Origin of the sequence: Klebsiella sp. 141251, assembly GCF_050600725.1 — a bacterium.
Classification (GTDB): domain Bacteria; phylum Pseudomonadota; class Gammaproteobacteria; order Enterobacterales; family Enterobacteriaceae; genus Klebsiella; species Klebsiella aerogenes.
This window is the reverse complement of record NZ_JAQIRG010000001.1, coordinates 577945-591043: the sequence shown is the minus strand read 5'-3', so window position 1 is coordinate 591043 and position 13099 is coordinate 577945. Positions and strand designations below refer to the sequence as shown.

Here is a 13099-nt window from a genome sequence, read left to right as displayed (position 1 = left end):
AGGATAGTTTGGCTGAAGAAAATTAAGCCAACATTAAGACCCTAAGATAATAGCGTGACGGCAATTGCAAATTACGCATTGCCGTCATTTTTTAACCGTTCCTCGTATCGCCCTTACGATGCCGCAATAAACAGTTCGCGTAGCTGATGCAATTGATCGCGAATCTGTGCCGCTTCCTCAAACTCAAGGTTCTGCGCGTGCTGCATCATTTGCCCTTCCAGCTCGTGGATCTTCTGCTGCAGCGCTTTCGGCGTCAGTTCGACGCTATCGGCTTCCACCGGAGAACGGGCTTTACCGCGGCCTTTGGCTTTGGTCTTCGCGATGTTCTGACCCAGCGCCAGAATATCGACCACTTTCTTATTAAGCCCCTGCGGCACAATACCGTGCTCTTCGTTATAACGCTGCTGCTTCTCGCGGCGGCGTTCGGTTTCACCGATCGCCTTCGCCATCGATGGCGTGATTTTATCGCCGTAAAGGATCGCCTTGCCGTTAACGTTACGCGCCGCGCGGCCGATGGTCTGGATAAGCGATCGCTCGGAACGCAGGAAGCCCTCTTTATCGGCATCAAGTATCGCCACCAGCGATACTTCCGGCATATCCAGCCCTTCGCGCAGCAGGTTGATACCCACCAGCACGTCGAACTCGCCAAGACGCAGATCGCGAATAATTTCCATGCGCTCGACGGTATCGATATCGGAGTGCAGATAGCGCACCCGCTCGCCGTGCTCTTCCAGGTATTCGGTTAAATCTTCCGCCATGCGTTTGGTCAGCGTCGTCACCAGTACGCGCTCATTAATCGCCGCACGGGTACGGATTTCAGATAACAGATCGTCGACCTGCGTCGCCACCGGACGCACCTCGATGACCGGATCCAGCAGCCCGGTTGGGCGGACGACCTGATCTACCACCTCATCGCCGGATTTTTCCAGCTCATAGGCGCCCGGCGTCGCCGAAACGTAGATAGTCTGCGGCGCCAGCGCTTCAAACTCTTCGAACTTCATCGGCCGGTTATCCAACGCCGACGGCAGGCGGAAGCCATACTCCACCAGCGTCTCTTTACGCGCCCGGTCGCCGCGGTACATACCGCCGATTTGCGGGATAGTCACGTGCGATTCATCGATAACCAGCAGGCCATCCGCCGGCAGGTAGTCGAACAGCGTCGGCGGCGGCTCGCCCGGCCCGCGGCCGGAGAGAAAGCGCGAGTAGTTCTCAATTCCCGAGCAGTAGCCCAGCTCGTTCATCATCTCGAGGTCGAATTGAGTGCGCTGGCTCAGCCGCTGCTCTTCAAGCAGTTTGTTGTTCGCCAGCAGTACCTTGCGGCGGTCAGCGAGCTCGTCTTTGATCTCTTCCATCGCCTGAACGATACGCTCGCGCGGCGTAACGTAGTGGGTTTTCGGATAGATGGTATAGCGTGGAATGGACGATTCAACGTGGCCGGTCAGCGGGTCAAACAGCGATAGCCGTTCGACCTCTTCGTCAAACAGTTCAATACGCAGCGCGATATCATCGGATTCCGCCGGGAAGACATCGATAACTTCGCCGCGCACGCGGAAAGTGCCGCGCTGGAAGGCCTGATCGTTGCGGGTGTATTGCAGTTCGGCCAGCCGGCGCAGGATCGCCCGCTGGTCGATCAGCATGCCGGTGGTCAGGTGCAGCATCATCTTCAGATACAGATCCGGATCGCCAAGACCGTAGATGGCGGAAACCGAAGCCACCACCACCACGTCGCGCCGTTCGAGCAGCGCTTTGGTGGCCGACAGACGCATCTGCTCAATGTGTTCGTTCACCGAGGCGTCTTTTTCGATAAAGGTATCCGAGCTCGGAACGTAGGCTTCAGGCTGGTAATAATCGTAATAGGAGACAAAATACTCCACCGCATTCTCGGGAAAGAACTCTTTCATCTCGCCATACAGCTGCGCCGCCAGGGTTTTGTTCGGCGCCAGCACCATCGTCGGGCGCTGTAAATCAGCGATAACGTTGGCGATGGTGAAGGTTTTCCCCGAACCGGTTACCCCAAGCAGGGTCTGATGCGCAAGGCCATCTTCCAGCCCCTCTTCCAGGCGGCGGATGGCTTCGGGCTGATCGCCGGAAGGACGGAATGCGGAGTGCAGCTTGAACGGTTTGCTCATATTTCAGGACCTGAAGATGGGATTGGCCAGCAGGTGTTTAATTCTACCCTTCAGTTTGACTTTTGCCAATAAATAATACTGGATATAAAAACAGTATCGCATTATTGTATGGCGGTAAACGGACGCGTTGTACTCTGACGGCGGGCGTAAAATGCGCGCTTTGCGGAATAATCCACCAGCCTGTGTGGTTATCCCCAGAAACATTTATCATTTAACATTTGTCAAGCAAGGTAATGAATCTTTTATGGCAGCCGGTGACACTTTTCTGACAGCCATTGCTTTTATTTAACTTACTGAAATAAAACATAATTTACCAAAAGACGGGTTTCGCGCCAATTTGCTCGCAGGCCGCGTACTCTCTAGCTTACCGCAAGTTTTCTAACTCTAATACACAAGGTTATCCACAGGAATAGTGGATAACTGTCTGCAGGCCGCGAGGTCTGCCACCCGGCAGAAAAGTCTCATCGGACCAAAGCCCGCGGCTAAAAAAAATTATCGAATTTTTTTTGATATTTATCAGCTAAAGACGGCTGGATTTTTTGCGTTTTCTGGACCACATTTCATCGTCCTGTCAACAAAAAATAGAGCCGTCTCGCAGGCTTATGCGGGATTATTGCAGTGGGCTCAGATTCAGGTACTGCGCGAGATCCTGACGTTGCGATGCGTCGGCAAGCCAGGGAATTTCCCCCAGCAGCGGCGCTGGCAATACCCGCGTTAAGGTTTGCAGATATTCGCGATGGCGTTTACCCGGCGGCTGGATATCATTGGCGATCCAGCCCACGAGCGGCAGCCCTGCCTTGCGTACCGCCTGGGCGGTGAGCATCGCGTGATTGATGCAGCCAAGCTTAACGCCGACGACTAAAATCACCGGCAGTTGTTCCTGCTGCGCCCAGTCGGCGAAGGTCAGGGTTTCCGAGAGCGGCGTAAACCAGCCGCCCGCCCCTTCCACCAGCACCCAATCGGCCAGGCGTTCCAGCTCGCGTAAGCCGCAGGAAAGCGTGGTCGCGGCGATTGGTCGTCCTTCATCGGCGCTAATAATATGCGGCGAGGTCGGCTCGGCAAAGGTATAAGGGTTAACCTGTTCATAGCGCAGCGCTACCCGGCTATTGCGCTGCAGGGCCAGCGCATCTTCATTGCGTAACCCGTGTGCGGTCAGGTCGCTACCGGAAGCCACCGGCTTATAGCCCGCGGTGTTAAATCCCAGCTGATTCGCCGCCTGCAGCAGCGCGCTGCTGGCGACCGTTTTACCGACTTCAGTATCGGTTCCGGTAACGAAGAAACGTTTAGTCACGTTCAATGACTCCTGTAAAAAGATGATACGTCAGCGGGCACTGGCCCTGCTGTTGCGGCCAGGCCAGCTGCAGTTCGCGCAGCTTGCCGCGGCTAAGCGGCGCAGACGACCGCCCCTGGTGTAAATGGGTGGCGCCAATGCCCTTTAGCGAGCGCATGGCGCTTAACGCGTCGGCGAACGGTAAGCTAATCTGATGCACCACGCCTTCGGCGCGCAGGCCGCTCAGCGCCGCCCTTGCCGCCTGTTCGCTGAGAAAACGGTTAGCATGGGGATGGTCGTCGACCGCCCGCCACGCTTGATTGAGTTCCGGTAGCGATCCGGCGAGCAACGTGGTGAACGCTACTCGCCCGCCGGGCCGCACCACCCGGTACAGCTCGCCGATTGCCGCGCTTAGTTCGTCACACCACTGTACCGCCAGGTTACTCCATGCCAGATCGAAGCAGGCATCCGGCAGCGGCAGCGCTTCGATATCGCCCTGCAGATAATGCTGCGCGGCGTCGTTGCGTTGCGCCTGCGCCAGCATCCCGGCGGAGAGATCCAGCGCGGTAACTTCGCTTCCCGCTTCGCGCCAGTAACGGCTCATGCTGCCGGGGCCGCAGCCGGCATCGAGCACCCGGGAAAAATCGCTCCTCGCCAACTGGCGCAGCAACAATTCAGCGCTGCGGCGCTGCAGCTCATCATGTTGCGTATAGCCGCTGGCCGCCCGACCAAACGCCGCGGCCACAGCCTGCTTATTCACCGTGGCCATGCAGCACCTCCAGTAAACGCGCAATGTCCTCGGCCTGATGAGCGGCAGTCAGAGTCAGGCGCAGACGCGCGCCGCCGGCGGGAACCGTCGGCGGGCGAATGGCGGTAGCCCAACAGCCGGCCCCGCGTAGGCTGGAGGCCAGGGCCAGCGCTCGCGCGTTGTCGCCGACAATCAGCGGCTGAATCGCGCTCCGGGAATCGGTCAGCCCCAGCGCAACATCGCCCATTCCTGCACGGAAGTGACGGATGCGGGCGGTCAGGGTTTCCCGCCGCTGCTGGCCCTCATCGCTACGAATGACCCGCAGGGCCGCGCTCAGCGCCACCGCCTGCGCCGGCGGCATCGCGGTGCTGTAGATAAGATGACGGGCAAACTGCAGCAGATAGTCGGCCATCGATTCATTGCACAGTACCGCCGCGCCGCTCACCCCAAACGCCTTGCCGAAGGTGACCACCAGCAGCTCCGGACGAACCGCCTGCGTATGACAGCTTCCGCGCCCTTCATCGCCAATCGCCCCGATTCCGTGAGCATCATCAACCAGTAATAATGCTCCGGTGCTGCGGGCTGCCGCCTGAATGTCAGCCAGCGGCGCGCTGTCGCCGTCCATGCTGAAAATCCCTTCGGTAACGACTAACTGCTGGCCGTCCAGCGGTTTCGCCAGCAGTTGAGCGAGCTGTTGCGGGTCATTGTGGGTAAAGCGGCGCAGCTGCGCCGGGCTGAGGCTTGCCGCCTCCAGCAGGGAGGCATGGCTCAGGCGATCGGCCACAATCCGATCGTCTTTTTCCGCCAGCGCGGCAATCAACGCCTGATTCGCGGCAAAGCCGGAGATAAACAGCAACGCGCGCGGATAGCCCAGCCAGTCGGCAAGTTCCTCTTCCAGCGCGCGATGCACCTCGCTATAGCCGCTAACGTGGCCCGACCCGCCGGAACCGACGCCATAACGTTCCGCCCCCTGCTGCCAGGCGGCGATAATCGCGCCATGCTGGCTCAGGCCGAGGTAGTCATTACTGGAGAAGTTGAGCCAGCGCTCCCCTTCACGCTCCAGCCAGCGTCCGGCGCCGTGGCTTACCGGCAGGCGGCGGCGTAAAGCCTCCGCCGCCCGCCGTTCATCCAGTGCCCGATCGATTCGTTGCTGCCAACTCATAGCGCCGCCGCGTTGTAGTATTCCTCTGTGTCGGGGGTAAGTAAGGCCTGCTCCAGGCGCTGCTGCTGCTCATTATCGCCTTCCAGCACCGCCGTCTGCTGCGGATTGATCCCCAGCTTGCGGAACAGCTGCAGGTCTTTATCTTCTTCCGGGTTAGGCGTCGTCAGTAGCTTGCAGCCATAGAAAATCGAGTTCGCCCCGGCCATAAAGCACATCGCCTGAGTCTGCTCGTTCATCTGCTCGCGCCCGGCGGAGAGACGCACGTAGGAGGTAGGCATCATGATGCGCGCAATAGCGATCGTGCGGATGAAATCGAAGGCGTCGACATCGTCGTTATCCGCCAGCGGCGTACCTTTGACCTTCACCAGCATGTTGATCGGCACGCTTTCCGGCGGCGTTGGCAAATTGGCCAGCTGCAGCAGCAGCCCGGCGCGATCGTTCACGGTTTCCCCCAACCCGACAATGCCGCCGGAGCACACTTTAATCCCGGCATCGCGTACCTTATCCAGCGTATCCAGACGTTCCTGATAGGTACGGGTGGTGATGATGTTGCCGTAAAATTCCGGCGAGGTGTCGAGGTTATGGTTGTAGTAATCCAGCCCCGCGCCGGCCAGACGCTGTGCCTGACTATCGGTAAGGGTACCGAGCGTCATACAGGACTCCAGCCCCAGCGCCTTGACGCCTTTCACCATCTGTTCCAGGTACGGCATATCGCGGTCGTTGGGGTTCTTCCACGCCGCGCCCATGCAGAAACGGGTCGAGCCGGCGTTTTTCGCCTGACGCGCCGATTCCAGCACCTGCTCGACTTCCATCAGGCGCTCGGATTCAAGGCCGGTTTTGTAGCGTGCGCTTTGCGGGCAATATTTACAGTCTTCCGGACAAGCGCCGGTTTTAATCGATAGCAACGTACTGACCTGCACCTGACGCGGGTCAAAATGCTGACGGTGGATTTGCTGCGCTTCAAATAGCAGATCGATGAGCGGTTTATTAAATAACTCAGTAACTTGCGACATTGTCCAGCGTGCGTGGTGAGCCATTAGCCTCTCCAAAGGGTTTTGTTAATTTACGGTTCGGTTTATACTCGTAAACCTAAATGTTTTCAAAATGGTTTACAAGTCGCTTATGACACTGGACGATCTCGCTTTCGATCGGCGCCACATCTGGCACCCCTACACCTCTATGACTTCCCCCCTGCCGGTCTACCCGGTGGTTTCCGCCCACGGTTGCGAGCTGTCCCTCGCCGGCGGCGAACAGCTGGTTGACGGCATGTCCTCCTGGTGGGCGGCGATCCACGGCTACAATCACCCGCGCCTGAATGCGGCGATGAAAGCGCAGATCGACCAGATGTCGCACGTGATGTTCGGCGGGATCACCCATCCGTCGGCGGTGGCGCTCTGCCGCCAGCTGGTGGCGATGACGCCGGAATCGCTGGAGTACGTTTTCCTCGCCGATTCCGGTTCGGTGGCGGTAGAAGTGGCGATGAAAATGGCGCTGCAGTACTGGCAGGCTAAAGGCCAACCGCGCCGTCGTTTCCTGACCTTCCGCAACGGCTATCACGGTGACACCTTCGGCGCGATGTCGGTCTGCGATCCGCAGAACTCGATGCACAGCCTGTGGCAGGGCTATCTGCCGGATAACCTGTTTGCCCCCGCGCCGCAAAGCCGCTTCGACGGCGAGTGGGATGAGATGGATATGGTGCCGTTTGCCCGCCTGATGGCCGCGCATCGCCACGAAATCGCCGCGGTGATCCTCGAACCGGTAGTCCAGGGCGCCGGCGGGATGCGCATGTACCATCCGGAGTGGCTAAAGCGAGTGCGTAAAATGTGCGACCGGGAAGGGATTTTGCTGATCGCCGATGAGATTGCCACCGGCTTTGGCCGTACCGGCAAACTGTTCGCCTGCGAGCATGCCGGTATCTCCGCCGATATTCTGTGTCTGGGTAAAGCGCTGACCGGCGGTACCATGACCCTTTCCGCCGCCATCACCACCCGAACGGTAGCTGAAACCATCAGCGATGGCGAAGCCGGCTGCTTTATGCACGGCCCCACCTTTATGGGCAATCCGCTGGCCTGCGCGGTGGCAAGCGAAAGCCTGCGCCTGCTGGAGAGCGGCGAATGGCAACAGCAGGTGGCGGCGATTGAAGCCCAGCTGAAGGCCGAGCTGGCTCCGGCGCGCGAGTCAGAATGGGTCGCCGACGTGCGCGTACTCGGCGCAATTGGCGTGATTGAAACCCGTCATCCGGTCAACATGGCCGCTCTGCAGCGCTTTTTCGTTGAGCAAGGGGTATGGATCCGCCCGTTTGGCCGCCTGATTTATCTGATGCCACCGTACATCATCAGCCCACAACAGCTGACTCGCCTGACCCGTGCGGTCAATATGGCGGTACAAGAAGAAACATTTTTTAGCGAATAAACAGCGGAATTGCGCCGTCGGGAAGGCTACACTTCTTTGTTAATCAGCGCATTATCAATGAGGATGAAGCATGAAACTGACCAGTCACGATCTGCAAGACGGCGGCAAGCTGCCTAATCGTCACGTATTCAACGGTATGGGGTACGATGGCGATAATCTTTCGCCGCATCTGATGTGGGACGACGTTCCCGCAGGAACCAAAAGCTTTGTCGTCACCTGCTACGACCCGGATGCGCCGACCGGTTCCGGCTGGTGGCACTGGGTGGTAGCCAACCTGCCTGCCGATACCCGGGTTTTACCGCAAGGGGCCGGTTCCGGTCAGGCGGAGCTACCGGAAGAGGCCATTCAGACCCGCACCGATTTTGGTAAGGCCGGCTACGGCGGCGCCGCGCCGCCGAAGGGTGAAACCCACCGCTACATTTTTACCGTACACGCGTTGGATATCGATAAGATTGATATCGACGCCGAGGCGAGCGGCGCGATGGTCGGCTTTAATGTCCATTTCCATTCGCTCGCCAGCGCTTCCATCACCGCCCTGTTCAGTTAATTATCCCCCCGGATAGCGGCTTGCGCCTTAGCCGGGCTACTCGCTATGGTCAGTGCCATTTGTAGCCCCGGTAAGCGCAGCGCCACCGGGGAAATTGACCTTACTGTTCAGTGGCCACCTGCAACGCGGTTTTACGCACGCGCGCGTACCACACCACCGTCAGCAGCCCCAGCCACACCAGCCCGGCTAACAGCGCCACGCGCGTCTCTTCCACCATTCCCAACACGGCGATTACCAGCCCCATAAACAGTAGCGTCAACAGCGGGCCAACCGGCCAGAAGGGGATCGGGAATTCGATCTTACTGCGCTCTTCAGCCGACAAACCGCGGCGCATCGAGAAATGAGAGAGCAGGATCATCAGCCACACCCAGACGGTGGCGAACGCCGCCAGCGAGGCAATCAGGACAAATACCTGTTCCGGCATCAGATAGTTAAGCACCACCGCCACCAGCAGCGCCACGCCCATCACCACGACCGTCATCCAGGGTACGCCGTTGCTGGCGATCCGCTGGAAGCACTTCGGCGCCAGCCCCTCTTTCGACATACCGTACATCATGCGTCCGGCGCCAAAAATATCGCTGTTAATCGCCGAGATACTGGCGCTAATCACGATGATATTCAGCACGGTCGCCGCCGCCGGGATCCCGAGACCATCGAAGATCAGCACAAACGGACTGCCCTGCTCGCCAAAACTATTCCACGGGAAGATCGCCATCAGCACCGCCAGGGTGCAGACGTAAAACAGAATAATACGCAGCGGAATAGTGTTGATGGCCTGCGGGATGACCTTCTTCGGGTTCTGCGCTTCCGCCGCGGTGACGCCGATAATTTCCACGCCGCCGAAAGCGAACATCACGATGCCAAGGGAAGCGATGATCCCCTGCCAGCCATTTGGCGCAAAGCCGCCGTGGCTCCACAGATTTTCCAGCCCGGTGGCCGGGAAACTATGGCCAAAGCCAAAGAAGATGATCCCCGCGCCCGCCGCCATCATGGCGATAATCGCTACCACTTTAATCAGCGACAGCCAGAACTCCATCTCGCCGAACACCCGCACGTTGCACAGGTTCATCGCGCCAATAAAGAAGATGATGCTGAGGATCCAGATCCAGCGCGGCACATCGGGATACCACAACCCCATATAGATACCGAATGCGGTGACGTCGGCCAGCGCCACGATCACCATTTCAAAGGTATAGGTCCAGCCGGTAATAAATCCGGCCAGCGGCCCAAGATACTGGCGGGCGTAGCTGCCGAAAGAGCCGGAAACCGGATTGCGCACCGCCATTTCACCCAGCGCGCGCATCACCATAAAGACCGCCGCGCCGCCTATCAGATAGGCCAGCAGTACCGCCGGCCCCGCCGCCTTAATGGCGGAGGCCGAACCGTAGAACAGCCCGGTGCCGATAGCGGAACCGAGCGCAATAAAACGAATGTGTCGGGCATTCAGCCCGCGCAGCAGATGCGGTTTGTGTTGTTGTTGCATATACAGGTGTCCTGGTTTTTTTATATGACGACAAATATGCGATGTAGGACGGCCGGGGGGATGACATCCCCCCGACGCGGGTACAGAGAACAACGGTGATTAATTCAGGCCAGGCAATACGGCAGGCAGCAGACGCGTCAGGTGACGTGCGGCCAAAAGCTCGGTGGCATTTTCAATATCAGGAGCGAAGAAACGGTCTTGGGTATAATGCGGCACGCGTTCGCGCAGCAGATGACGCGCCTCTTCCAGCAGCGGACTGGTGGTCAGTCCTTCGCGCATATCCAGCCCCTGCGCCGCCGCCAGCCACTCGACGGCCAGCACCCCACGGGTGTTTTCCGCCATCGCCCACAGGCGACGACCGGCAGCCGGCGCCATCGAGACGTGGTCTTCCTGGTTCGCGGAAGTTGGCAGGCTGTCAACGCTATGCGGGTGCGACAGCGCTTTGTTTTCACTGGCTAAAGCCGCCGCCGTGACCTGAGCAATCATAAAGCCGGAGTTGACGCCGCCATTTTTGACGAGGAACGGCGGCAGCTGCGACATATGGCTGTCCATCATCAGCGCGATACGGCGCTCGGAGAGCGAGCCGATTTCCGCGATCGCCAGCGCGATATTATCCGCCGCCATCGCTACCGGTTCGGCATGGAAGTTACCGCCGGAGATGACGTCATTTTCGGCGGCAAAGACCAGCGGGTTATCGGAGACCGCGTTCGCTTCGGCTAACAATACTTCCGCCGCCTGACGAATCTGCGTCAGGCAGGCGCCCATCACCTGCGGCTGACAGCGCAGAGAGTACGGATCCTGCACCTTGGCGCAGTTATGGTGCGACTGCGAAATCGCGCTGTCATCGGTCAACAGATGGCGATACAGCGCCGCCGCATCAATCTGGCCACGCTGGCCGCGCACCTCGTGAATACGTGCGTCGAACGGACGACGCGAACCCAGCGCCGCTTCGGTGGTTAACGCTCCGCAAACGACCGCGGAGGCGAACAGATCTTCGGCTTCGAACAGGCCGCGCAGCGCAAAAGCCGTCGACGCCTGGGTGCCGTTCAGCAGCGCCAGACCTTCTTTCGCCGCCAGGGTAATCGGCTCCAGCCCCGCCTGACGTAACGCTTCCGTCGCCGGCAGCCATTCGCCGCCGCGTACCCGCGCTTTGCCTTCGCCAAGCAGCGTCAGCGACATATGCGCCAGCGGCGCGAGGTCGCCGGAGGCGCCGACGGAACCTTTCGCCGGGATCCACGGTGTCACGCCGGCATTGACCAGGCCAATCAGCGCCTGGATCACGCTCAGGCGGATCCCGGAGAAGCCGCGGGACAGGCTGTTAATCTTCAGCACCATAATCAGGCGCGCCAGGTCATCGTCCAGCGGCTCGCCAACGCCCGCCGCATGGGATAACACCAGCGAACGCTGCAGATTCTCCAGATCTTCCGTCGAGATACGGGTCTGCGCCAGCAGGCCAAAACCGGTGTTAATACCGTAGGCGGTCCGCCCTTCGGCAAGGATGGCGTTAACGCAGGCCACGCTCTCATCGATTGCCGCAAACGCGCTGCTATCGAGGGTGATGTTCAGCGGGTGGCTGTAAACGTCGCGGAGCTGCGACAGGCTCAGTTGCCCCGGAATTAGCGTTAAAGATTTCATTTAGCGTTCCCCTGCGTTGCCGCAACCATCGGAAGATTCAGACCCTGTTCCGCCGCACATTCAATGGCGATATCGTAACCCGCATCGGCATGACGCATCACACCGGTCGCCGGGTCGTTATGCAGGACGCGAGCGATACGCGCCGCCGCTTCATCGGTACCATCACAGACGATAACCATCCCGGAGTGCTGCGAGAAGCCCATGCCTACGCCGCCGCCGTGGTGCAACGACACCCAGGTCGCGCCGCTGGCGGTGTTAAGCAGTGCGTTGAGCAGCGGCCAGTCGGATACCGCATCCGAGCCGTCTCGCATGGCTTCGGTTTCGCGGTTCGGGCTGGCGACGGAGCCGGAATCAAGGTGATCGCGGCCAATCACGATCGGCGCGGAGACTTCGCCGCTACGCACCATTTCGTTAAAGGCCAGCCCCAGCTTCTGCCGCCACTCCAGACCTACCCAGCAGATACGCGCAGGCAGTCCCTGGAAGCTGATGCGCTCGCGCGCCATATCCAGCCAGTGGTGCAGATGCTTATCATCTTTAATGATCTCTTTCACTTTCGCGTCGGTTTTGTAGATATCCTGCGGATCGCCGGACAGCGCCACCCAACGGAACGGGCCGATACCACGGCAGAACAGCGGGCGGATATACGCCGGCACGAAGCCCGGGAAATCGAAGGCGTTGCTGACGCCCATTTCCTGCGCCATCTGGCGGATGTTGTTGCCGTAGTCGAAGGTCGGTACGCCCATTTCATTAAAGGCCAGCATCGCCTGAACGTGGTCGGCCATCGAGCGTTTGGCCGCCAGAATAGTGCCCTGCGGATCGGATTCGGCTTTCTGCTGATACTCTTCCCAGCTCCAGCCTTTCGGCAGATAGCCGTGCAGCGGGTCGTGGGCGCTGGTCTGGTCGGTGACCATATCCGGGCGCACGCCGCGTTTCACCAGTTCCGGAACGATATCCGCGGCGTTGCCGCACAGCGCGATGGAGATAGCGCGGCCTTCGGCGGTATATTTTTTGATGCGCGCCAGGGCGTCATCCAGAGAAGTGGCCTGTTCATCCACGTAGCGGGTACGCAGACGGAAATCGATGCGGCTCTGCTGACATTCAATGTTCAGCGAGCAGGCGCCTGCCAGCGTCGCGGCCAGCGGCTGCGCGCCGCCCATACCGCCCAGACCGGCGGTTAACACCCAGCGGCCTTTCAGGCTGCCCTGATAGTGCTGGCGACCGGCTTCGACGAAGGTTTCGTAGGTGCCCTGTACGATGCCCTGGCTACCGATGTAGATCCAGCTGCCGGCGGTCATCTGGCCGTACATCGCCAGCCCTTTGGCATCCAGTTCGTTGAAGTGTTCCCAGGTGGCCCAGTGCGGAACCAGGTTGGAGTTAGCGATCAGCACGCGCGGCGAGTTTTCATGCGTTTTAAATACGCCGACCGGTTTACCGGACTGCACCAGCAGGGTCTCATCGCTTTCCAGGTTTTTCAGCGCCTTCACGATAGCGTCATAGCATTCCCAGTTGCGCGCAGCGCGACCAATACCGCCATAGACCACCAGCTCATGCGGGTTTTCGGCGACATCGGGATCGAGGTTGTTCATTAACATACGCAGCGGCGCTTCGGTCAACCAGCTCTTGGCGGTCAGCGTCGTGCCTCTCGGGGCACGTACGTCCAGCTGGCGATATTTGCTTTGCGACATCGGGGTTTCTCCTGACAATTAACGTTGT

At 59.5% G+C, this 13099-nt stretch carries 10 protein-coding genes; 2 read left to right on the top strand and 8 right to left on the bottom strand.

Annotated elements, in window-relative coordinates; translation table 11 throughout:
* Positions 1-113: 113 nt before the first annotated feature.
* From uvrB to bioB, 5 genes are all read right to left on the bottom strand, one after another.
* Positions 114-2129 carry an excinuclease ABC subunit UvrB gene (gene uvrB / locus PGR09_RS02865; protein ID WP_045395058.1) on the bottom strand — a complete coding sequence of 672 codons (2016 nt, stop codon included), beginning with the start codon at positions 2127-2129 and terminating at the stop codon, positions 114-116.
* A 610-nt stretch (positions 2130-2739) separates the two neighbouring features.
* Entirely contained in the window at positions 2740-3420 is a 681-nt protein-coding gene (bioD, locus tag PGR09_RS02860) for a dethiobiotin synthase (protein WP_315709698.1), read from the bottom strand.
* Positions 3413-4168 (bottom strand): malonyl-ACP O-methyltransferase BioC, encoded by a 756-nt coding sequence (bioC, locus tag PGR09_RS02855; protein ID WP_213797530.1) that lies wholly within the window; start codon positions 4166-4168, stop codon positions 3413-3415. The genes bioD and bioC overlap by 8 nt, the downstream gene beginning before the upstream one ends.
* Positions 4152-5309: an 8-amino-7-oxononanoate synthase gene (gene bioF, locus PGR09_RS02850; protein WP_430915777.1), complete on the bottom strand. Its 1158-nt coding sequence runs from the start codon at positions 5307-5309 to the stop codon at positions 4152-4154. The genes bioC and bioF overlap by 17 nt, the downstream gene beginning before the upstream one ends.
* Positions 5306-6346 (bottom strand): biotin synthase BioB, encoded by a 1041-nt coding sequence (gene bioB, locus PGR09_RS02845; protein WP_032714117.1) that lies wholly within the window; start codon positions 6344-6346, stop codon positions 5306-5308. The genes bioF and bioB overlap by 4 nt, the downstream gene beginning before the upstream one ends.
* An 85-nt stretch (positions 6347-6431) precedes the next feature.
* On the opposite strand from bioB, the gene bioA reads away from it, so the two are divergent.
* Both bioA and PGR09_RS02835 read left to right on the top strand, forming a co-directional pair.
* A complete protein-coding gene (gene bioA, locus PGR09_RS02840) occupies positions 6432-7721 on the top strand; it encodes an adenosylmethionine--8-amino-7-oxononanoate transaminase (protein ID WP_430915776.1) in 1290 nt (429 codons plus the stop codon).
* Positions 7722-7791: 70 nt separating this feature from the next.
* Complete coding sequence (locus PGR09_RS02835) at positions 7792-8268, top strand: kinase inhibitor (RefSeq protein WP_015367619.1); 477 nt, start codon at positions 7792-7794, stop codon at positions 8266-8268.
* Between the two features lie 100 nt (positions 8269-8368).
* Here PGR09_RS02835 and PGR09_RS02830 read toward each other — a convergent pair whose 3' ends face one another.
* From PGR09_RS02830 to hutU, 3 genes are all read right to left on the bottom strand, one after another.
* On the bottom strand, positions 8369-9751 hold the full coding sequence (locus PGR09_RS02830; RefSeq protein ID WP_015367620.1) for an amino acid permease: 1383 nt from the start codon (positions 9749-9751) through the stop codon (positions 8369-8371).
* Positions 9752-9850: 99 nt separating this feature from the next.
* Positions 9851-11386 carry a histidine ammonia-lyase gene (hutH, locus tag PGR09_RS02825; protein ID WP_015367622.1) on the bottom strand — a complete coding sequence of 512 codons (1536 nt, stop codon included), beginning with the start codon at positions 11384-11386 and terminating at the stop codon, positions 9851-9853.
* A complete protein-coding gene (hutU, locus tag PGR09_RS02820; protein WP_015367623.1) occupies positions 11383-13071 on the bottom strand; it encodes a urocanate hydratase in 1689 nt (562 codons plus the stop codon). Before hutU ends, hutH begins: the two co-directional genes overlap by 4 nt.
* Positions 13072-13099 lie beyond the last annotated feature (28 nt).

Bases quoted from the DNA above. Each gene is read 5' to 3' on its own strand.
- hutU (WP_015367623.1), bottom strand. From the start codon at position 13,071: ATGTCGCAAAGCAAATATCGCCAGCTGGACGTACGTGCCCCGAGAGGC.
- PGR09_RS02835 (WP_015367619.1), top strand. From the start codon at position 7,792: ATGAAACTGACCAGTCACGATCTGCAAGACGGCGGCAAGCTGCCTAAT.
- bioF (WP_430915777.1), bottom strand. From the start codon at position 5,309: ATGAGTTGGCAGCAACGAATCGATCGGGCACTGGATGAACGGCGGGCG.
- PGR09_RS02830 (WP_015367620.1), bottom strand. From the start codon at position 9,751: ATGCAACAACAACACAAACCGCATCTGCTGCGCGGGCTGAATGCCCGA.
- hutH (WP_015367622.1), bottom strand. From the start codon at position 11,386: ATGAAATCTTTAACGCTAATTCCGGGGCAACTGAGCCTGTCGCAGCTC.
- bioB (WP_032714117.1), bottom strand. From the start codon at position 6,346: ATGGCTCACCACGCACGCTGGACAATGTCGCAAGTTACTGAGTTATTT.
- bioA (WP_430915776.1), top strand. From the start codon at position 6,432: ATGACACTGGACGATCTCGCTTTCGATCGGCGCCACATCTGGCACCCC.
- bioC (WP_213797530.1), bottom strand. From the start codon at position 4,168: ATGGCCACGGTGAATAAGCAGGCTGTGGCCGCGGCGTTTGGTCGGGCG.
- uvrB (WP_045395058.1), bottom strand. From the start codon at position 2,129: ATGAGCAAACCGTTCAAGCTGCACTCCGCATTCCGTCCTTCCGGCGAT.